Below are 21305 nucleotides of genomic sequence, written 5' to 3'. Positions count from 1 at the left end.
AAATTTTTAAGATCGCCGCATATCGAAACTTAATTCCGTTGCAAGAGTGAAAATGGAGGAAAACTGTCAATAGATGGCGTTGTCAGGAAGGTACGTTCCTGGCCCTTTGATCTGTTGACATTTTGACTTTTATCAATTGTCTTGACGTTGTGTGGCACGGCGGCAGGACGGCGCGCGGCTGGCGCCGTGGGAGGGGAGCCCGCCGCCTGGCGGCGGGAACGCCGCGTTCAGTCGAAGCCGCGCACCGGCAGGCTGGCGTCGCGCTGGATCCAGTTGCGCGGCGAATAAGCGGTACGGGCATCCGTCACGTGCAGCGTGAACGCATGGCGCGAGACGGGCGAGCGGTTCGGCGCGCTGTAGTGCGGCAGCAGGCCGTGGAAGCAGACCAGGTCGCCGGCCTTCGCCTCGAGCGGCACGGCCGTGCTGTCGTCGGGCCAGGGCGTGGCGTCCAGCTTTTCCATCGAGATGCGGTCGCCGTCGCGCAGGAAACGCTCGCGCAGCGGGCCGCGGTGGCCGCCCGGTTCGACCCACAGGCAGCCGTTCTCGATGGTCGCGTCTTCCAGCGCGAACCAGAACGTGGTCACGCTGATCGGGGTCGAGTCGAAGAAGGTGGCGTCCTGGTGCCAGCGCACCTCGCCGCCGATGCCGGGCTGCTTGAAGATGTACATCGATTGCCAGACCTGCGGCTGTTCCAGGCCCAGGTCGCGCGCCACCGCGGCCAGCTTGGCGTCGCGCGTGAAGGCTTCGAAGACGGGGTCGAGGTCGTGCATCGCGTGGCCGATCTTGTTGATCGACAGGGCCTTGGCCTGTTTCAGCTGGCCGTCGGCGCCGAACGCTTCTTCCTCGAAGAAGCAGCGCACCGTGTTGTCCGAGCCGAGGAACCAGGCGTCGCTGGCGCTCATCTGGTTCTGCGTGGTGAAGATGCTGCGCGACTCGGTGGGGTCGAAGGCGTCGACGATCTCGCCGGCGCGGCGGCGCAGGGCGGCGATGTCGGCATCGGCCTTGAAGCCGGGGATGACGATGTAGCCGTCGCGTTGGTACTGGTCGCGCTGTTCCTGGTTGAGCATGGTCGTTCTCGTTGGTTCGTGGTTCACTGGACGGTCCACGCGCCGTCGGCGTAGACCCGTTCGTCGTCGAGGTAGACGGCATCCGTCACGACGAACACGTCGATATGGTAGCGCGCATCCTTGCGCTTGAAGCCCGGCTTGGCGTACACGCCGTGCTTGGCGCCCAGCGACAGGTGGATGCCGCACATGCGCTCGTAGGTGCCGATGTCGTCGACGCGGCGCTCGCGCGTGAAGGCGCGGTTCATGCCGAAGCCCAGCTCGCGCACCCACACCTCGCCCTCGTCGCGGCGGATGATGTCGAGCACTTCCTGGAATTCCGGCGTGACGTTCTCGGCGCCCACCACGCGCCCGCGCTCGATGATGACGGTCACCGGCACGGCGGGACGGTTGACGAGGTAGGAAGTGTCGCCGAACACGTGGATCTGCGCGCGGCCGCTGACGGCTTCCAGGTCCCTGGCCTCGGTGAACACTTCGCCGATGGGGAACTGGCCGCCCACGTTGTGCATCGCGCCGTAGTCTCCCACGTTCAGCTTGGCGCCTTCGAACGGCGAGTCGAACGCCAGCACCTCGCCGCCGCCATGCACCTCGGCGCGCGCGGCCCGGTCGATGCGCGCCTTGAGCGCGTGGCCCACGCCGCGGAAATAGGCGGGGTCGTAGGCCAGCGACGCGACGTAGTGCTCGCCCTGGGCGCCCGGCATGCGCGACAGGTGCACGTGCTCGATCACCTTCAGTCCCAGCTTGAACAGTTCCACGCGCAGGCGGAAGCCGTCGAGGCGGAAGTTGGTCGACTGCACCAGCACGACGAGGTCCTGCGGCGCCAGCGTGCCGAAGGTGTCCAGCACCTGCTGCGGCGCGACGGCGTCGAAGTCGATGAAGCGCGCCTCCGGTCCTTCGGGCAGGTTGCGGCGGTAGGCCGCGACGAGGGCGCGTGATAGCGCAGTGCGGGTGTCGTACACGACCAGCGCGCGCCGGCCGGGGCCGTGCTCGAGCGCGATCGCGAGCACGTCGCGCAGGTGGGCGGTGGCGGCGTCGATGGCGGCGGCGGGCAGGTCCGGGGTGGTCATGGCGAAAACGGCGGATGGATACAGCCCGGCATTATACGATCCGGCGCCATCCGGGGCGATCGGGCGCGTGGCCGCCGCCGCCGCCGCCCCGCCGGCCGCCGCTTGCGCCAGCTCACGGGGCAGGGGCCGTCCTTGCTGCACAGTGGATGCTGTCGGGAGCGCCATCATGTTGATTCTAAATGGAAATTTCTTATTCGCTGGCTTATTCGCTGGCTTATTTGCCAGCTTATTTGCTCGCTTATTGGCGAGAAGTGCCGTGGCCCTGTGCTCGGTGCTGCTCGCATGGTGCGCGCTCGCCGCGCCGACGGCGGCGCCGGCCGCGCCCAGGCCGCCGGATGCGGTCGCGGTGGAATTCTACGGCTGGTACCTGGAAACGCTGGCGGCCGACCAGGACCCGCTCAGCGACCGCCACGAGCGCTTCCTCGGCTACGTGGCGCGCGACCTGGCGGCGCAGCTGGTGGCGCGCCTGCGGGACGCGCAGGCGGGCAAGGCGGGTGGGGCGCCGGACGGCGACTACTTCCTGCAGGCCGCGCACTACGACGGCAACTGGCTGCGCCGCCAGGTGCACGCCGTCACCGTGCACCAGCGCACCCTGGGCCGCGAACGGGTCGCCGACGTCATCGTCACGCTGGGCGCCGGCGGCGAGCCGGTGCGCACGCTGGCGCTGGACATGGTGCTCGAAGGCGGCAGCTGGAAGATCCGCCACGTGAACCCGGCGCGCGAGCAAGGCGCCGAAAGTTCCCTCGACCAGCCCGTCATTTGATGCCTGAAGCACAGCCAGCTGCTACCTCGTGAACGGCGCGCCGTCGCGTTGACGCCGGATATATCATTTCAAAAGCGCAACGGTCCCGATGTGCGAGGCTATCGCAAAAAGTGCAGGGCAAGGCGCCGCAACGCCGCCATGCGCCTTGTGCGACAGCCTCCTGCATGTGGACCGGGCGATTTTTGACGATCGACGGTGGAGCGAATGGCATACAGATGGGAAACGCCAGCCAGCGTCTGGCTGGAACGCGAGGCGGGCAGCGGCTACGTGCTGGCCGCGGGCACGGGCCTGGGCCGCATCGATTGGCAGGCCGGCGTGCAGGCGCGCGGCCGCGTGGCCGATTGCGCGCACCTGCTCGGCGCCTCGCTGCCGACGGCCTGCGCGCATGCCCCTGTCTATCCCGAAGGATTCGCCTTTTGTCCGGAGTGCGGCCAGCCCCTGCGCCGGCCGGCGCTGGAACGCGAGCGCCGGCCCGACTGGTGGGGCGCCTGGGCCGACCCGCTGCTGCCGCGCCACGTGCCGCACGGCTTGCCGGTGACCTCGCTGGCGCTGGGCGAGGGCCTGGAGGAACGCACGCCGGCGCCGCACGTGGGCCGCTTCGACGCCACGCTGCCGGCGCCGCCGAACGCCCACTGCGTGTTCGCCGCGGCCACCTTCGGCTTCCACGAACAGCGCCTGCTGGCGCTGGCGCCCGCGCGCGGCGTGCTGCAGTACTGGGACCCGCTGGGCGAGACCTGGCACGTGCTGCTGCCCGAGGAAGGCGCGGCCGACCTCGCGTTCGGCGCGTCCGACTACGGCTGGCTGCCGGCCGTCGAAGGCGAGCGCGGCGAGGTCGGCCTGGTGCCGACGGCGCGCGGCCTGTACCGCCTGTGGATGGACCCCGTCGGCGAAACCTGCCGCACGCGTGCCGTGCTGGCCGCCCCGGTGGCCGCGGCGCCCGGCATGATGCGGCACCAGATCGGCTGCCTCGTGCGCGGCGCCGCCGGCACGCTGGAACTGTGCACGCTGGGCGCCGATTTCTCGCCCGGTCCCGCCTACGATTGCGGCGCGTTGCCGCTGTCCGGCTGGACCCGGCCCATCGGCTACGACGGCCAGCTGTTCTGGCTGCACGGCGAAGGCCAGCTGGTGTGGCGTCCGGGCGAGGCGCCGCGCTGGATCGCCTGGCCCGATACCTGGCTGCCCAGCCTCGACCTGGGCGGGCCCACGCTGAGCCGCGACGGACGCATGTGGCTGATCGGGCACGACGGCCAGTCGTATTCCTTCCTTGAACTGGGCGTGGCCGCGCCGCAGCGCGCCCCGATCGACGGCGCGCGCCTGGGCTTCGCCAACCTGCTGTTCCGGCGCGGCCACCCCGTCGTCGACGAACCCTGGTCCGGCGAACACGTGGAAGACCAGATGGAAGACGATGCGCTGGTGCTGCCGCTGCTGCGCGGCTTCAACAACAACCGCGCCCAGCCCAGCGGCCTGGTGCTGCGCTTCCACAAGTACACGGGCCGCGCCGAGGAGGCGCTGGCCGACCGCGTGATCCCGCGCACGACGGTGGAGTGGATCGGCCGGCGCAACGTCATCCTCGACGAAGTCGCGCGCCTGGCGCGTCCGCTCGCCTGCGTGCCCTTCGTGTACGCGGGCCGCCTGTGGCTGCACCATCCGGACTGGAACCGGATCCGCGGCTGGGACCTGGAAGCGCCATGACACGTACCGTACGCTTCCTCGCGGCCGCGCTGGCGGCGCTGGGCCTGGCCGCCGCCGTGCCCGCGCAGGCCATCCCGCAGGTGGTGCTGGTGCAGAACTCGGGCTGGATGGAGCCGTTCTATGCCGATCCGAAGTCGCCGTTCAAGCCGCTCGTCGCGGCCCTCGTCGACAGCGTCGTGCGGCCCGGCGACGCGCTGGTGCTGGCCGCGTTCAACCAGTCGCAGCCCGGCGCGCCGTCGCCGCGCGGCCTGTTGTCGGAGCAGGCGGGCGGCGCCACGGCCGCGCACGTGCGCGCTGCGCTGGCGGGCCTGGAGACGGCCAGGAAGCCGAAGGGCGGGGCGCTGGCCGATACCGACCTGGGCGAAGCCGTCACGGCGTCCATCGACGGCGTCCTGCAGGGCAAGCCGGGCCTCGTGTGGCTGTTCACGAACAACCGCAACAGCCCGAACAACGACCAGGCGACGGCGCAGCGCAACCGCGAATTCTATGCGCTGATCCACCGCGGCCCGGCCATCGCCAAGGCGCTCGCCTTCCCGCTGCGCATGCCCGTGCAGGGCGAGCACTACCGCGCCAACGGCCTGATGGTGTACGTGTTCGCCGTCGGCGCCGAGGGGGAGCGGGCGCTCGACCAGCTGGTGGCGGAAGGGCGCGTGAAGCGCGTGATCACGGAACCGCCGGCGCGCCTGAAGCCGCTGGACCGCGACACGGTGCGCCTGGTGCCGCGCCGGGTCGAGGACGCGCCCGGCGTCGCGATGTCGATGGATGCGAACGGCGTGCTGCGCGCCGACGTCGCGCCGGGCGCGCTGGAACCCTTCGCCACCGTGCGCTGGAACCTGGAGAACACGATCTACCCCTACACCATCGTCGGCGCCAGCGTCGGCGCGCGCTCCGTGCTGAACGGCGCCAACCACCGCATCGTGCTGGAAGACGGCAGCGTCGCGCGCCTGGCGCCCGGCAAGCAGGCGCCGCTGGTCTCGCGCGTGCAGCTGCCGGTGGCGCAGCTGCCCGGCACCTGGTCGCTCGACGCGCTCAAGGCCGCCGGCTCCGCCTTCGTGCTGCCGGGCCATATCGAATTGCAGCTGCACGGCCAGAAGCTGGCGCTGTCGCAGGCGTTCCGCGCGCGCATGGCGGCGCTGTTCCCGGGCGATCCGCTGCCGGACATCTTCACGCCGCCCGCCGAGATCCGCGATTCCAGCGCGAGCCTGCCCGTCGAGGTGCGGGTGCACTACGGCTCGGGGCCGCTGTACGCGGCCATCGGCGCCGCGCTGGCGCTGCTCGCCGCCGGGGCCGCCGCGGCCTGGGCCTATGCACGGCCGCGCCGCGTGCACCTGACGGTGGAAGACGAATTGCGCACGGTGCGCACGCGCGCGGGCGCCGTGCAGCCCATCTACGACAAGGCGGGCAACCAGGTGGCCCGCCTGAAGACGACCCTGTTCGGCCACGAGCTGATCGACCTGCGCGACGGTGCGCAAGTCCGGCTGGGCCGCTGACAACAACGACGAAGGACGACCATGCAAGCCACGCCAAGCCCATCGACGCCGGGAACACCATCACACCAGGCGCCGGATACCGCCGCCGACCCCGGTTTCAAATTGCCGGGCCAGACCACGCCGGACGATGCCGGCCCCAGGACGGCGCCAGATACCTCGCACATGCCGGTCGAGATCGCGCCCGGCGGCGCCACCAACCCGAGCGCGGCGCCGCTGCGCGACACCTCGGGACGCGACATGGCCATTGCCGGGGCGATCATCGTCGTGCTGCTGGTGATTTATTTTTTCGTGCGTAACGCCTACGTGCATCACCTGGTGGTCAAGCGCGTGTCGCCGTCGTCGGCCGGCAGCGCGGGCTGGCTGCTGTTCGTCGGCATGTCCTTCCTGTCGGCGGCGGCCGTGCTGGCGATCGTCAATGCCAGCAAGTACCTGACGCTGGCGATCACGGGGCCGCTCGTCGTGGTCGGCGTCGTCACCCTCGTCGCCGCGTTGTTCGTCGGCCGCCGCTAAGACCAGGAACCAGGAGACAGCACCCCATGGCAGATTTTCCCGATCCCTCCGCACTGAACCGCAAGAACGAACTGAAGGTCGACCTGCGCCCGACGCTGTTCATCGGCGCCGGCGGCACCGGCATGGAAGTCATGATGCGCATCCGCCGCCGCATCCTGTCGGAAGTATGGAACCGCCACCACCCGACCCGCGTCGAGTCGATCGCCGACTTCCCGGTGGCGCGCTTCCTGCACTTCGACCTGGACGCGAACGCCGTCATCGACGAAGGCAAGTCGCAGCGCACGGACCCTTGGTTCGACCTGGTCAAGCTGACGGACGAGGAGCGCCTGGTCGAGCCGCTCGACCTGCCGCAGTACCACGAGTCCGACGACAGCCTGGCGCGGTTCCCCCTGATCGAAAGCTGGATGCCGCTGCGGCCCAAGAAGCTGCGCTCGCTGGGCATCGATCCGTCCAAGGGCGCGGGCCAGATCCGCGCGCTGGCGCGGCTGTACCTGTTCGACAAATACCCGAAGCTGCGCGGCCGCATCAAGGGCGCGCTGAATTCCCTGAGCAGCAATGCCGGCATCGAGCGCAAGGAAAACTACCAGCGCCTCGGCCTGCAGGTCGACACGTCGAAGTTCCGCATCGTCGTCATCGCGTCGAACGCGGGCGGCACCGGCGCCGGCAGCGCCATCGACCTGGGCTGGATCGCCAAGGCGATCGCGCGCCAGGAAGTGTCGGACAGCCAGGTCGACCTCGTGATGTTCCTGCCCTCGGGCTACGCCAAGGCGAACAAGGAGCGCACCGAGGCGAACGCCTACGCCACGCTGATGGAACTGGAAACGACGATGCGCGACATGAACGCGCAGGTGCAGTGGATGGAGCCGGACAGCGTGACGGGCCGCGGCGCCCCGTTCGACGACGTGTACTTCGTCGACACGGCCAATCTCGCCAACAAGGCCACGCTGGACGTCAAGGACGTGTACCAGATGGTGGCCGACACGCTGTTCGAGGATTTCGCCTCGGCCGACTTTGCCAACCGCAAGCGCTCGGTGGCCGTCAACCAGCAGCAGCACAAGCTGGGGCCGTACAACCCGCGCGTGCCGGAGAGCCGCTTCGGCGACATGCGCCTGTCCTACTCGAAGGTGTATTCGGCGTTCGGCCAGTCCGTGCTGGACACCCAGCAAAGCCTGCGCGAGGACATCCGCGCCTACGAGCTGGCGGCGCTGATGGTGAAGGCCTTCTTCGGCCTGGCGGGCAGCGATGGTACCGCGGCCCGGCGCGCCGCCGACAACGAGCGCGACGCCTTCATGCGCGAGCAGATGGGCATGAGCGAGCGCCCGTTCACGGAATTCCCGGACTTCCGCAAGGGCACCGTCGACGTCGGGCCGTTCCAGGAATACGCGCTCACCGACATGCTGCTGCTGGACCGCGACGGCCGCTCGCTGCTGGAGCGCGTGGAGAGCAAGGTGCAGCTGGAGATCGACCGCATCATGGCGTCCTACGAGCTGAAGGTCTGGCGCGAGAAGGTCGTCGAGCTGCTGCCGAACCTGGAACGCGACGCCATCCGCGAGGCCGGCGCCACCGCCGAGACGAGCGAGGACCGCATCAAGCGCCATACGGGGGAACTGCTGGCGCAGCTGCGCCTGAACGTGCGCGGCCGCCTGTACATGCTGCTGGACGACCGCAAGCAGGGCGGCCTGGAATTCGTGCTGTCGCTGCTGGAACAGGTGAAGGCGCGGCTGGCCCAGCGCGACCTGGCCAACGCCCAGCGCAACGGCAAGCGCTACCGCGACGTGCGCGACGCGCTGCGCACGCGCCAGGTCGAGGAATCGCTGAACAACCTGTCGCAGGCTTCCAGCCGCCTGTTCGGCAAGGACACCCAGGCGCGCGAGGTGATGAACCACCTCAAGCGCGACATCGCCGACTACCTGCGCTTCCACCTGCTGGCCGTGGCGGCCGGCCAGGCGATCGAAGTCATGCAGTCGCTGTCGGCCTGGCTGGGCGATCCGCAATCGCTGGACGAGCACGGCCAACCGCGCTGGAGCGGACTGGCCGGCGAGTTCCAGGACGGGCGCCGCGCCGTGCAGGCCATGCTGGCCGCCGTCGACCAGCGCATCGGCCAGTTGCGCTCCGACGCCCGCCAGGAACATGCGACGACGATCAAGCTCGCCGACGACACGCTGCCCGAGCCGGTGCGCCTGACGGGCGACGTCAGCGCGTGGAGCGAGGAAGTGCTGCTGGAATTCGGCGGCTCGGCGCGCCTGTTCCCGCAGCTGGGCGACGAGCGCCATCGCGCCGACCTGCTGCTCAAGCTGTTCCGTCGCGCCCAGGTGCAGCTGTCGGGCCAGGAGGCGACACACGCCGAGGACCCGCTGCTCGACCGCCTCGGCGCAATGCCCCCGCAGGAGCGCCACCGCGTGTTCAGCGAATGGATCCGCAGCGCCATGCCGTGGGTGAACGCGCGCTTCTCGGCCGAGTTCACGCCGGGCGCCGACCAGTTCAAGTGTTTCATCGGCGTGGGCGATCCGGTCGCCTGGCGCCGGCTGGAAGGGGAGATCCGCGCCGCCGTGCCGACCAATTTCTTCCACGGCGACCTGGTGTCGATCGTGAACACGGGCGTGCCGGGACGGGCCGTGTGCTATATCGAGCTGTCCGGCTATCCGATGACGGTCCTGCGCGGCCTGCCGACCTGGCGCGCCAGCTACCAGATCGAGAACCCGAAGATCCCGACCCACGTGCACTTCGATTCGACGCGCTACCGCCATCCGATCTCGCCGTCGATGGACGAACTGAACCGCCTGGCCGACGACTACGACTGGTTCCTGCAGGCCGTGGCGCTGGGCGTCCTGCGCCGCAAACAGGATGCGGGAGACCGCGAGGCGGCGTTCCAGCCGCGCGGCCAGTACCTGTTCGAGGTCGAGCCGGGGTCCGGAGAGTGGCTGCAGATCGGTAACGAGTACGCGATCCGCTCCAACGGCCTGCCGCCGTACTACCGCGAGCAGATCGTCGAGGCCGTGCGCCGCCGCCTGAACGCGATGGGGCCGCACCAGCTGGCGCTGCTGGCCGCGCTGATGCGCCACTACCAGCTGCGCGTGTACGAACCGAAGCTGGAAGTGGACGAGACCGGCGCCCAGCTGCCGTCGCCGTCGCTGCCCAACATCACGGCGCGGCGCCTGTACGACGCCTGGATCAAGCGCGCGACGGCGCTCGATCCGACGCTGTCGCCGGCCCAGGTCGAGGCCGCGCTCGCGCAGCTCGACGCGTGGACCGACGTCGTTCCCGATTCGGCCGGCGACGCCTACCGATGGGAAGTCGAGCGCGCCGTCGACAAGCGCGCCATCAAGCCGGAATTCCTGGCCAGCGAGGCGCGCGCCGCCCAGGCGCTGGAACGGCGCGCAGCAGGGGTGACGGGGGTGGCGGGGACGCCACGGACGGCGGCGCCCGGCGTGCCGATGGCGCAGCTGGGCCCGGCCGCCTTCGTGGTCGGCGCCACGCCGCCGGCCGCGCGCTACAAGCTGTTCGTCGGCGGCGCCCAGCGCGGGCCGTTCGGCGTCGACGAAGTGGCCCAGCAGCTGGCGCGCGGCGACATCGATGCCGGCACGCGCATCTGGAACATGGCGTGGAATCCGCGCGTCGACAAATGGAAGACGGTCGGCGAGATGCCCGAGCTGGCGCCGCTCCTCGACGACGCGATCCCCGATCCGGACGACGGCATCCCGGATCCGGAATGAGGGCCGACGTGCAGGACGAAACGATCTACCGCTGCATCAATCCCACCTGCGCGCGCGCCATGCCGCGCCCGGTGAATTTCTGTCCGTGGTGCGGCACCGCGCAGCACGCCGGCGCGCGCGCGCAGGCGGACGCGCGCAGCGCCGCTGACGAGCGCGAGACCGAGCGCGAGACCGGGCGCGAGACCGAGCGTAATTCCGGTCGCGCCGCCCTGGCCGCGGCCGGCGCCACGGCGGCCGCGTCGCTGTCCGGGTGGGCGGATGCGCCGGAAGCGGAAGCGTCGGCGCCGCCGCCCTCACCGTCACCATCGCCAGCGTCGTCATCGCCGGCGCCGCCGCCGAAGGCCCCGGAGCCGCCTCCAACGCCCAAGCCGCCACCTCCGCCGCCATCGCCGCCATCGCCGCACGCCTTCGGCCGTAGCGGCACGGCCAGCCCTGGCGCAGCGGCGGGCCCACCCCCGCGCCCCGGCGTCACGGGCGGCCAGTCGGCGCCGCGCCAGCGCGAACCGATCCGCCTGCGCTGGTGGATCCTGGCGCTGGCGATCCTGTGGGCCGTGTGGCTGGTCGCCAAGCCGTCGGCGAAGAAGACCGAGCGGCGCATCGAGGCGGCCATCGCGCTGGCGCGCGAATGCAAGGCGAAGGAGGCGCAGGACGAGCTGATCGCGCTGCGCGCGGAGCGGGCGACGCCGGCCCAGCTCGAGCGGGTGCAGAAGGCGCTGAACGAGGAAGCGGGCAAGTGCACGCGCCGGCGCCAGAAGGACAGGGCGTGGACGGAAGCGCAGGACGCGGCCGAGGCCGCGCTCAAGGCCGGCAACGCGGAGCGCGCCCGCCTGCGCCTGCAGGCCTACGTGAAGCGCTGGGGCGAGGACGAGGACACGCGGGCGCTGCGCGGCCGCATCGACGCCGCGCGGCGCGAGCATCCGCTGGCGGTGCCGTAGCGCCATCTCCTTGTTGTTGGGTGTATATTTGACAACAAAAAGGAGGTCTGCCATGAAACGCGCATCGCTTATCGCTACCTTATCGCTCCTTGCGCTGCTGTCCGCCTGCAGCCGCCAGGACGCCGGTCCCGGTCCGGCCGAGCGCGCCGGCAAGGCCGTCGACGATGCCGGCGCCCGCGCCGCCGCCGCGGTCGACGACGCCGGCGACAAGGTCAGGGACAAGATGCAGGAACAGGTCGCCAAGGCCGACGCCGCGGCGCGCCGGGCGCGCATCGACGCCCAGGACGCGACCGAGGAAGCGCGCCGCAACCTGGACCGCGCCACCGAGAAGGTCGGGGAGAAGGTGGAAGAGACGGGCCAGAAGATCCAGCAGGCCGCGCATTAAGCCCGTCGCTCCGTGATCAGGACGCCGCGCGCAGCTCCGCCGGATTGCCCTGCACGATCGACAGCTCGACCAGGCCGGCGCGCCAGGCCTGCTCGATGTCCTGCTCGACCAGGTCCAGCGCGGCGCCGTCCAGCTGGGCCAGGCCGCGCACGCCGTAGGCGCGGTTGCGGCCGTGGCCCTTGGCCAGGTACAGCGCCATGTCGACGATGTTCACGGCGCGTTCCCACGAGATGGGGGCGCCGCCCGGCGCCAGCGGGAACGGGGCAAAGCCGATCGAGACGTTGACCGACAGCGGGACGCCCTGGTAGTCGATGGTGCGCGCCGGGATGCCGGACAGCAAGCGGCGCGCCACCTCGTCCAGGTTGCCGCGCGGGACGGCCGGCAGGAAGGCGAGGAATTCCTCGCCGCCCCAGCGCACGATCATGTCGGTCTCGCGCAGGATGTCGCGCAGCGCGTCGGCGATCTCGCGCAGCACGGCGTCGCCGGCGCCGTGGCCGTAGGTGTCGTTGATGTGCTTGAAGTGGTCGACGTCGAGCAGGAACATGGCGCCGACCATGTCGTCGGCGCTGCCGGCATGGCGCCGCTCCACCCCGTCGTGGTTGCGCATGAATTCCTGGAAGTGGCGGCGGTTGTACAGCGCCGTCAGCGGATCGCGCGCGCTCTGCTGCTTCAGTTCCAGGTTCTTTTCCTCGAGCCGGGCGTTCGCGTGGCGCACCTTGCGGTACAGGATGCCGACGATGACGGAGGCCAGCGCGAACACGAGCGCCAGCAGCCACCAGATGCGCTGCTGCAGGCGGCGGTTGTCGAGTTCCGTCGACTTGACCTGGTTTTCCTGGCGCAGCAGCTGGATCTGGCGCTGGCGCTTGTCGGCCTCGTATTTCTCCTGCAGTTCCGTCACCGCCTTCTGGCGGCGCTTTTCGAACAGTTCGTCGGACAGCTTGCGCTCGCGGTGGTAGGCGGCCAGCGCGCCGGGCAGGTCGCCGACGCGCTCGAGCGCGTCGCCGTATTCGACCAGCACGCTCTGCAGGTCCGGCTTGTTGGCCGCGCGGTCGTACCAGGCGATGCCTTCCTCGATGGTCTTCTTGCCCTCGGCCAGGCGGCCCATGCCCAGGTAGCCGTGGCCGACGTTGATGCGCGCCGTGGCCGCGACCGCATCGTTGTGCAGGTGCAGCGCCTGGCCCAGCGCCTGCTGGGCATACGACAGCGCTTCGGCATACTTGCGCTGCTGCAGATAGGCGTCGGACAGGTTGACGAGGGTGTTCGCGATCAGTTCGTCCGCGCCGATCTCGCGTTCGAGCGCGAGCGTCTCCAGCAGCACCCTGGTACCGCGCTGCAGGGTGCCGGCGCCGACGGCGAGGAAATACTCCGTCGTCTTCAGGATGGCCAGGCGGCCCGGCCATTTCATCGCCACGGCGATGGCCTCGGCTTCCCCGATCGCCTCGAAACCCTTGTCGTATTCGCGGATCAGGTAGTACTGGTAGGCGAGCGCCTTCAGGGCCACCAGCACGTGCAGCGGCTGGCCGGTCTGGCGCGCCAGCGTGACGGCCGCCTGGGTCTTGACCAGCGCCATCGGCAGGTTGCCGTCCTCGCCAAAGGCCTCGCCCGAGGAAATCAGGGCGCGCACGCGCAGGCCGGCATCGCGGCTGTCCGTGCTGGCCCGTTCCGCCGCCCAGATCAGTTCGTGCGACTGCGTCATCTCGTTCAGGCTGAACAGCGCATAGGCCTTGGACAGCATGGCCTTGGCGATGGCATCGTTGTCGCGCGCCTGGCGCGCCAGCTGCAGCGCCTGGTCGCACAGCGCCGCCGATTCGACGTGGTCGCCCAGCCGGTGGCGCAGGTCGCAGGCGAGGATCAGGTAATGGGCCCGTTCGACGGGGCTGCCGGCGCGCGTCTCGGCATCGAGCTTGTCGAGCAGGGGGATGGCGCGCTGGGGCGTGACGCGGATGATCTCTTCGATCTGGGTAATGCGGTCCAGCGGCGCAGGGGCATCGTCCTGGGCGCTGGCCCGCACGACGGCGGACAGGGACATGAGCAGCGATGCGAGCACAGGCGCGAGCAGCGACGCGAGCCGGGGCGCGGTCCGCAACTGGCGGCGGCCGGGGTGCTGCAATGCGCTGTACAGGGCTGCCAACATAGTTCCCCAGGGATTCGTCGTTCGACCCAGGACGGGTCGAGAGGCGAAATTATAGGCCGCTTGCTAGCGAGAAAGACCAATTTTCTGAGGGGGATGCGTAAAAGACACACTACTGTGTCAGAAATTGAACAGTCTAATTTCCATGTGGAAATTACACGGCCAATTGCTGCAGCAAGTAGAGCCGCTGGTACAGGCCGCCCTCGATCTGCATCAGCTCCTCGTGCCGGCCCGCCTCGCTGATGCGGCCATGGTTCAGCACGACGATGCGGTCGGCGTCGCGGATCGTCGACAGGCGGTGGGCGATGGCGACGATGGTCACCTGGCCGCGCAATTCCGCCAGCGCCTGCTGCACGATCTGTTCGGTCTGGCTGTCGATGCGCGACGTCGCCTCGTCCAGCAGCAGGATGCGCGGGCGGCCGGCGAGGGCGCGGGCGATCGCGATCAGCTGCTTCTGTCCCGAGGACAGGCGCGAGCCGCCTTCGCCCAGCGCCGTGTCGTAGCCTTGTTCCAGCGCCATGATGAAGTCGTGGGCATGGGCCGCGCGCGCCGCCGCCTCGATGGTCTCCTGCGGCAGGCCGCGGCCCATGTCGATGTTCTCGCGGGCGGACGCCGCCAGCAGGAACGGGTCCTGCGGCACCAGGCCGACCTCCGCGCGGAAGCGCGCGTTGTCGATGCCCGCGAGCGGTTCGCCGAACAGGTCGATGCTGCCGCGGTTGCCCAGCGTCTCGTCATCGAAGGCGTAGTAGCGCAGCAGCAGCGACAGGAAGGTCGACTTGCCGCTGCCCGTGTGGCCGACGATGCCGAAGAAGGCACCCTGCGGGATGTCCAGCGACAGGTCGTGCAGCACGGTCTGGCCGGGGACGTAGGCGAAATTCACGCCGCGAACGCGCACCGCCGGCACGTCGGCCGCCACGGCCGGCCGTTCGCCGGCCGTTCGGCCGCCGGCATGTTCTGCCGCCGCCTTTTCGTCCAGCAGCGTGGCCACGCGCGCGGTGGCGACGACGGCCTGCTGCAGGCCGCTGAACTGCATCGTGATCTGGATGAGCGGCTCGACCACGCGCGCGATGTAGCTGATGAAGGCGTACAGCACCCCGACCTCGACCGCGTTCATGCTGCGCTGGCCGAAGCTGTAGATCACCACCGCCAGCAGCACCACGTTCAGGAAGTCGAGCGCGGGGCGTAGCAGGAAGGCGTTGGCGCGCAGCTCGGCCACGCGCGCCGTGTAGTGCTGCTCGTTGGTGGCGGCGAAGCGCTGGCCGAAGCGGTGCTGGGCATTGTTCGCCTGCAGCACGCTCATGCCGCCGATCGACTCGGCCATCTGGCCGTTGATGTCGCTGCGCAGGGCGCGGGCGCGCGTCACCGCCGGCGCCGACAGGCGCTGGTACAGCCACACGATGCCCAGCACGGCGGGGACGAGGGCCAGCACGATCAGCATCAGGCGCCAGTCCAGCCAGGCCATGGCGATCGAGGTGCCGACCAGGACGATGCTGCTGTCCAGGATCACGAACAGCACCTGGATGTACAGGGTCTTGACGGCCTCGGTGTCGTTGGTGACGCGGCTGACCAGCTGGCCCGTGATGGCGCGGTCGAAGAAGGCCATCGGCAGGCGCAGCACGTGGCCGTAGACCCATTCGCGCAGGCGCTGCACGGAGCGCATCGCCAGGCCCGACAGGCGCACCAGCTGCAGGAAGCGCAGCCAGGACGCGACCCAGCCGGTGACCAGCACGCCGCCCAGCAGCAGGGCCATGCGGGTCCAGTCCAGGTGGTGCGGCAGCAGGTGGTCGTCGATCAGCTTCTTGCCCAGCAGGGGGCCGAGCACTTCCAGCGCGGCGGCGACGACCAGCCAGGCGGTGGCCCAGCCGAGGTGGCCGCGGTCGGGGTGGGCGGCGCGGCGCAGCAGGCCGGCTGCCTGTTTCGCTTGCGCGCCACTGACGCTCTTGGCGGCCTGGTTCGGATCAGATGGCATCGAGGCTGGCCTCCAGTTGTTGGTAGCGCCACTGGCCGGCATACCAGCCGTCCAGCGCGAGCAGTTGTTCGTGGGTGCCGCGTTCGACGACGCGGCCGTCGCGCAGCACGACGATCAGGTCGGCCTTGACCACGGCCGACAGGCGATGGCTGGCGATGATCGCCGACAGTTCCGGGCGCGTGCGGCGCAATTCGTCCAGGTGTTCGAGGATGCGCGTCTCGGTGCCCGTGTCGACGGCCGACAGCGCGTCGTCCAGCAGCAGCAGGGAGCTGTCGGCCAGCAGCGAGCGCGCGATCGCCACGCGCTGGCGCTGCCCGCCCGACAGCGTGATGCCTTTCTCGCCGACCGGCGTGTCGTAGCCGTGCGGGAAGCGCAGGATGTCGTCGTGGATCGCCGCCATCCTGGCCGCCTGCTCGACCTCGGCACGCGAGGCGCCGGGACGGCCCAGCGCGATGTTCTCGGCGATCGAGGCCGAGAACAGGAAGGATTCCTGCGGCACCCAGGCGATGCCGGAACGCAGGGTGGCGAGCGTGTATTCGTCCAGCGCGTGGCCGCCCCAGAGTACGCGGCCCTGCTGCGGCGTGGCCTGGCGCAGCAGCACGCGCAGCAGCGTCGACTTGCCGGCCCCGGTGGCGCCCACCAGGCCCAGCGTGCGGCCCGGCTCCAGGCGCAGCGAGACGTCGTCCAGCGCCGGGCGCGGTTGCTGGCGCCGTTCCTGCGGCTCGTGGCTGCCGTAGGCGAAGCCGACGTGCTCGAACACGAGCGGTCCGCGTTCCAGCTGGGCGACGGTGCCGCGGTCGTCGACGCTCAGCGGCGTCTCCAGCAGCGGCTGCAGGCGCGCCAGCGCGGCGCGGCCGCGCTCGATCAGCGACAGCACCCAGCCGGCCGCGAACATCGGCCAGATCAGCTGGCCCAGGTACATGGAAAAACTGGTCAGGGCGCCGATGGTCAGCTGCTGCTGCCACACGAGGTAGCCGCCCAGGCCCAGCGTCAGGCCGGTGGCCGCCGTCAGGGTCAGGCCCACGGCCGGTTCGTACGCGGCTTCCCATTTCTGGGCGCGCAGGCTGGCCTCGGCCGCGCCGGCGGCCAGTTGCGAGAACTGCTGGCTGCTGCGCGCTTCCAGGCCGAGGGCGCGCAGCGTGCGCACGCCGGACAGCGTCTCCTGCACGTGGTCGTTGAGATCCGAGAAGCGCTTGAGCGCATCGCCGGCAGCCGTATGGATGTGGCTCGAGATGTGCCAGAACGCCAGCGCCATCAGCGGGAAGGGCAGCAGGGCGATGGCGGTCAGGCGCCAGTCGACGCCCAGGAACATGATGCCCAGCACCATGACGAGCGTGAGGCTGCCGTCGAACGCGGCCAGCAGCGCCTCGCCGGCGGCCTGCTCGATCGCGTCGATGTCGTTGGTGGCGAGCGCCATCAGGTCGCCCGTGCGCTGGTGCTGGAAGAAGGCCGGGCCCTGGGCCGCCAGGCGCGCATACAGCTGCGTGCGCAGTTCGACGCCGAGGCGGTAGGCGGCCGAATACAGGCGCAGGCGCCAGGCCACGCGCAGGCCGTAGATCGCCAGGCCGAGGCCGAGCAGCTCGAGGATGCCGATGACCAGCTCGTGCTGGCCGAGGCGGTGCGCGGCGAGCCCGTCGATGAGGGCACCCGTCTTGCGCGGAATGAGGACCGTGCACACGGCCACGCCGAACAGCATGACCGCCGACGATGCATAAGAACGCCAATGCCGGCGCACGAAGCCGCCGATCAGCCTTGCCAGACCCATGGAATATCCTGTTCTTGTTACTGCCGGACGGAGGCCGGAAAAGAAAAAGCGGGCCGCGGCCCGCTTCGAAGGAATGGAACAGCAGGCGGGCCGAGGCCCGCTAATGTACTATTTTTGACCGTCCTTTGCAGAGGCAATGGAGCGATGCAAGCGGCGGCGCCCGCCGCGATGGCTTATTTCTTGCGCGCCGCGCGCGCCGGCTTGCCCTCCTGCGCGGGCACGTGCAGCGGCGGCGTGCTCTCCACCGGCGTGACGAGCGGCAGCGCGACGTGGCCGTTCGCTTCCAGCGGCACGGTCGAGGCGATCGGGTGCTCGGCGGCAAGCGGTTTCGGCGCCACCTTGCTCAAGGCGCGCGCCAGCGGCTTGGCCTTGGCCGGCGGCGCCTCCTCGGCGATGACGGCGTCGATCGGGTCGGCTGCCGCTTCCTTCGTCACGATCGACGGTGCGCCGTCGACCGTGGCGCCGGCGTCGTCGGCCTCGGTGGCAGGTTGCTCGGAAGGCGCCTCGTTCGTCTTTTCCGCTTCCAGCTCGGTGGGCTCATCGGCCGCGACAGCCGGCTGCTGCGGCTGGTCCGCGTCGGCGGTCGCCCGGGCGACGGCCTGCTGGCCGGCGTCCAGCGTCGCCTCGGCCAGCGCGCCGCCCGATTCGGTCGCGGCGGCCGCGATGTCGCTCACGACGGTGGTCGCGTCGTCGGCGGCGATGGCCGCCTGTTCCAGCACCTGCGGCGCGGCCAAGCGGGGCAGGGGCGGCGCCGGCGCGGGCAGCGGCTGGCTGGTCCATACGGTGCTCCAGGACTGCACGCGGGTGCCGGTGGCAATGCCCAGCAGTTCGCGGCCGTAGCTGAACAGCTGCTGCCACTGGCCCTGCGCCGCCGCGCCGAGGGCCAGCAGGTCGCGCGGATCGCGCGCGTCGAGCATCTGCCGGAAGGTGCCGGCCGCCTGTTCCATCGACTTGCGGGACGTGTTCATGTTGAGCGCGATCAACTGCTCGGTACTGTCCAGCGCACGATTGCTCAGCGCACGGAACACGTCGAGCTGGGCCTCCCACTGGGACTTGCGGACGGCGGACAACTGTTCGGAGAGTAAAGTCATCTGAGTTCCTTGTCTTTCAGTTCGGGTTATGACGCACTGCAATAGCAAAGAGTGTAAGGGTGTTCATTTGGGTTGAAAAGGAAATTCTATGTTGTTTTTGCAAGGAAATCTTGCGTCGCAGCATTGGCTACTGATCTAGATCATTGACAACGCAACATTCCATGCATCGCGTGTTAATCTTGCGACAAGCGCATCACACGGAGCATGCATGGACCTCGTCATCCGCAACGCCACGCTGGCCGACGGCCGCCGCGACATCGACATCGCCATCGACGGCGACACCATCGCCGCGGTCGGCCCCGCGCTGCAGGTACAGGCCGGGCGCGAGATCGACGTGGGCGGCGACCTGGTCAGCACGCCCTTCGTCGACGCCCATTTCCACATGGACGCCACCCTCAGCTACGGCCTGCCGCGCGTAAACGCCTCCGGCACGCTGCTGGAAGGGATCGCGCTGTGGGGCGAACTGAAGCCGCAGCTGGCGCAGGACGCCCTGGTGGCGCGCGCGCTGCAGTACTGCGACTGGGCCGCCGCGCGCGGCCTGCTGGCGATCCGCACCCACGTCGACGTGTGCGACGAACGCCTGCTAGCCGTCGAGGCGCTGCTCGACGTCAAGCGCCGCGTGGCGCCGTACATCGACCTGCAGCTGGTCGCCTTTCCCCAGGACGGCCTGCTGCGCAGTCCCGGCGCCTTCGACAACCTGAAGCGGGCGATCGCGATGGGCGTGGACGTCGTCGGCGGCATCCCGCACTTCGAGCGCACCATGGCGCAGGGCGCGGAATCGGTGCGCCTGCTGTGCGAGTACGCGGCCCAGCAGGGGCTGATGGTCGACATGCATTGCGACGAGAGCGACGACCCGCTGTCGCGCCACATCGAGACGCTGGCGGCGGAAACCCTGCGCCTTGGCCTGCAGGGGCGCGTGACGGGCTCGCACCTGACCTCGATGCATTCGATGGACAACTACTACGTCAGCAAGCTGCTGCCGCTGATCGCGGAAGCGGGCGTGGCGGCCATCGCCAACCCGCTCATCAACATCACGCTGCAGGGCCGCCACGACACCTATCCGAAGCGGCGCGGCATGACCCGCGTGCCGGAACTGCTGGCGGCCGGCGTGCCCGTCGCCTTCGGCCACGACTGCGTGATGGACCCGTGGTACGGCCTCGGTTCCGGGGACATGCTGGAAGTGGCGCACATGGGCCTGCACGTGGCGCAGATGACGGGGCAGGCCGGCATGCTGCAATGCTTCGAGGCGGTGACGAGCACGCCCGCGCGCATCCTGGGCCTGCAAGGCTATGGCATCGCGCCCGGCTGCAAGGCCGACCTGGTGTGGCTCGACGCGGGCAGTCCGGTCGAGGCGATCCGCCTGCGCGCCGCGCGGCGCCTGGTGCTGCGCCGCGGCCAGGCGATCAGCGAGGCGCCGCCGGCGCGCGCCGCGCTGCGCCTGCCCGGGCGGCCGGAGACGGTCGATTTCCGCTTGAACCGGACTCAGGAATAGCCGTCAGGCAGGTTTTCTTTCCTGCTTTTATTCCACAGAAATATTTACGAAAAAGTCTCTTTGGAAAGGCGCTCGTGCCGCCGAACCCGGTTTAGAATCGAGCGCTTTCGAAACACGCAAAGCAGGTTCCGCACGTGAACGACATCCAGATCCGCCCCGCTACCGAAGACGATTTCCACGCCATCTGCGGCATCTTCCAGACGCACGTCGCCGCCGGAGAGACCTTTCCCCACGGCCCGGACATGGACCGCGAGGCATGCTACGACTACTGGTTCGGCGCGCCGGCCATGACGTTCGTGGCCGTGAAGGGCCGCGAACGCGTGCTGGGCATGTACAAGCTGGTGCCGAACCAGCTGGCGCGCGGCAGCCATGTCGCCAACGCGTCCTATATGGTCAGTCCGAACGCCCAGGGCGTCGGGATCGGGCGCCTGCTCGCGGAGCACAGCCTCGAGGAGGCGCGCCGCCAGGGCTACCTGGCGATGCAGTTCAACTACGTGGTCAGCACCAACACGCCGGCCATCCACCTGTGGAAGCGCCTCGGCTTTTCCATCGTCGGCACGCTGCCCAAGGCGTATCGCCACCGCCGCCTGGGCTATGTAGACGCCTATGTGATGTACAAGCTGCTGGAAGATCCGGCGCGGTGGGAGCTGGCCGAGGAGGGGCAGGACGAGGCATGACGGAAGGCGCGAGATCCTGTCCACCGACCGCCTGCGCCTGCGTACGGCCACGCTGGACGACGCCCCGTTCTTCCTCGCGCTGCTGAACGACCCGGGCTTCCTCGCGCAGATCGGCGACCGCGGCGCGCGCACGCTGGACGATGCGCGGCGCATGCTGGCCGAAGGCCCCATTACGATGCAGCGCGCGCGCGGCCATTCGAGCTATGTGGTGACGCTGCGCGCCTGCGGTACGCCGATCGGCACCTGCGGCCTGATCAAGCGCGACACGCTGCCCGGGGTCGATCTCGGCTATGCCTTCCTGGAAGCCCATCGTGGCCAGGGCTATGCGTTCGAGGCGGCATCCGCCGTGCTGGCGCTGGCACCGACGCTGGGACTGCCGCGCGTGCTGGCGATCACGACGCCGGGGAACGCCGCGTCAAACGGGCTGCTGGGCAAGCTCGGCATGCGCTTCGAGCGCTTCATGCATCTGGTACCGGGCGACAACGGTGTCAATTTGTATAGCATCGATTTTAATCCTGCCGGTTAAACGTTGCCGTAAACAAACAGTTCAGCATCTTTACA

16 protein-coding genes are annotated in these 21305 nt (G+C 69.7%); 10 read left to right on the top strand and 6 right to left on the bottom strand.

The annotated features are described in order from the left end of the window. Positions 1-227: 227 nt before the first annotated feature. A complete protein-coding gene (locus QPK32_RS15975) occupies positions 228-1067 on the bottom strand; it encodes a phytanoyl-CoA dioxygenase family protein (protein WP_290413780.1) in 840 nt (279 codons plus the stop codon). 23 nt (positions 1068-1090) lie between these two features. Continuing rightward, on the bottom strand, positions 1091-2131 hold the full coding sequence (locus tag QPK32_RS15970; protein ID WP_290413886.1) for a hypothetical protein: 1041 nt from the start codon (positions 2129-2131) through the stop codon (positions 1091-1093). Positions 2132-2387: 256 nt separating this feature from the next. On the opposite strand from QPK32_RS15970, the gene QPK32_RS15965 reads away from it, so the two are divergent. From QPK32_RS15965 to QPK32_RS15935, 7 genes are all read left to right on the top strand, one after another. Further along, positions 2388-2894: a DUF3828 domain-containing protein gene (locus tag QPK32_RS15965; protein ID WP_290413779.1), complete on the top strand. Its 507-nt coding sequence runs from the start codon at positions 2388-2390 to the stop codon at positions 2892-2894. A 204-nt stretch (positions 2895-3098) separates the two neighbouring features. After that, complete coding sequence (locus tag QPK32_RS15960) at positions 3099-4586, top strand: hypothetical protein (protein WP_290413778.1); 1488 nt, start codon at positions 3099-3101, stop codon at positions 4584-4586. After that, complete coding sequence (locus tag QPK32_RS15955; RefSeq protein ID WP_290413777.1) at positions 4583-6076, top strand: hypothetical protein; 1494 nt, start codon at positions 4583-4585, stop codon at positions 6074-6076. Before QPK32_RS15960 ends, QPK32_RS15955 begins: the two co-directional genes overlap by 4 nt. Before the next feature lie 21 nt (positions 6077-6097). Continuing rightward, the gene (locus QPK32_RS15950; RefSeq protein ID WP_290413776.1) at positions 6098-6586 is read left to right on the top strand and encodes a hypothetical protein; all 489 of its coding nucleotides are present in this window, start codon (positions 6098-6100) and stop codon (positions 6584-6586) included. A 26-nt stretch (positions 6587-6612) separates the two neighbouring features. Next, positions 6613-10299, top strand: a complete 3687-nt coding sequence (locus tag QPK32_RS15945) for a tubulin-like doman-containing protein (protein WP_290413775.1) — start codon at positions 6613-6615, stop codon at positions 10297-10299. Continuing rightward, on the top strand, positions 10296-11234 hold the full coding sequence (locus tag QPK32_RS15940) for a hypothetical protein (RefSeq protein ID WP_290413774.1): 939 nt from the start codon (positions 10296-10298) through the stop codon (positions 11232-11234). The genes QPK32_RS15945 and QPK32_RS15940 overlap by 4 nt, the downstream gene beginning before the upstream one ends. A gap of 52 nt (positions 11235-11286) precedes the next feature. Then, positions 11287-11619, top strand: coding sequence for a hypothetical protein (locus QPK32_RS15935; protein WP_290413773.1), 333 nt, complete (start codon positions 11287-11289; stop codon positions 11617-11619). 16 nt (positions 11620-11635) lie between these two features. Here the strand turns inward: QPK32_RS15935 and QPK32_RS15930 are convergent, their stop codons facing one another. From QPK32_RS15930 to QPK32_RS15915, 4 genes are all read right to left on the bottom strand, one after another. Then, positions 11636-13753 carry a diguanylate cyclase gene (locus QPK32_RS15930; RefSeq protein ID WP_290413772.1) on the bottom strand — a complete coding sequence of 706 codons (2118 nt, stop codon included), beginning with the start codon at positions 13751-13753 and terminating at the stop codon, positions 11636-11638. Between the two features lie 151 nt (positions 13754-13904). Continuing rightward, complete coding sequence (locus QPK32_RS15925) at positions 13905-15719, bottom strand: ABC transporter ATP-binding protein (RefSeq protein ID WP_290413771.1); 1815 nt, start codon at positions 15717-15719, stop codon at positions 13905-13907. Then, on the bottom strand, positions 15709-17484 hold the full coding sequence (locus tag QPK32_RS15920) for an ABC transporter ATP-binding protein (protein WP_290413770.1): 1776 nt from the start codon (positions 17482-17484) through the stop codon (positions 15709-15711). Before QPK32_RS15920 ends, QPK32_RS15925 begins: the two co-directional genes overlap by 11 nt. A 173-nt stretch (positions 17485-17657) precedes the next feature. Continuing rightward, positions 17658-18575 (bottom strand): phasin family protein, encoded by a 918-nt coding sequence (locus tag QPK32_RS15915; RefSeq protein ID WP_290413769.1) that lies wholly within the window; start codon positions 18573-18575, stop codon positions 17658-17660. A gap of 208 nt (positions 18576-18783) precedes the next feature. Here QPK32_RS15915 and QPK32_RS15910 point away from each other — a divergent pair, with 208 nt between their 5' ends. The 3 genes from QPK32_RS15910 to QPK32_RS15900 all read left to right on the top strand — a co-directional run bounded on the left by QPK32_RS15910 (position 18784) and on the right by QPK32_RS15900 (position 21270). Continuing rightward, complete coding sequence (locus QPK32_RS15910; protein ID WP_290413768.1) at positions 18784-20067, top strand: amidohydrolase family protein; 1284 nt, start codon at positions 18784-18786, stop codon at positions 20065-20067. 134 nt (positions 20068-20201) lie between these two features. After that, positions 20202-20744 carry a GNAT family N-acetyltransferase gene (locus tag QPK32_RS15905; protein ID WP_290413767.1) on the top strand — a complete coding sequence of 181 codons (543 nt, stop codon included), beginning with the start codon at positions 20202-20204 and terminating at the stop codon, positions 20742-20744. Then, a complete protein-coding gene (locus QPK32_RS15900) occupies positions 20698-21270 on the top strand; it encodes a GNAT family N-acetyltransferase (protein WP_374046759.1) in 573 nt (190 codons plus the stop codon). The genes QPK32_RS15905 and QPK32_RS15900 overlap by 47 nt, the downstream gene beginning before the upstream one ends. Positions 21271-21305 lie beyond the last annotated feature (35 nt).

This window comes from Massilia sp. YIM B02763 (assembly GCF_030412015.1).
Lineage (GTDB): Bacteria > Pseudomonadota > Gammaproteobacteria > Burkholderiales > Burkholderiaceae_D > Telluria.
The sequence above is the reverse complement of the archived record's forward strand: the minus strand, read 5'-3'. Positions and strand labels throughout refer to the sequence as shown.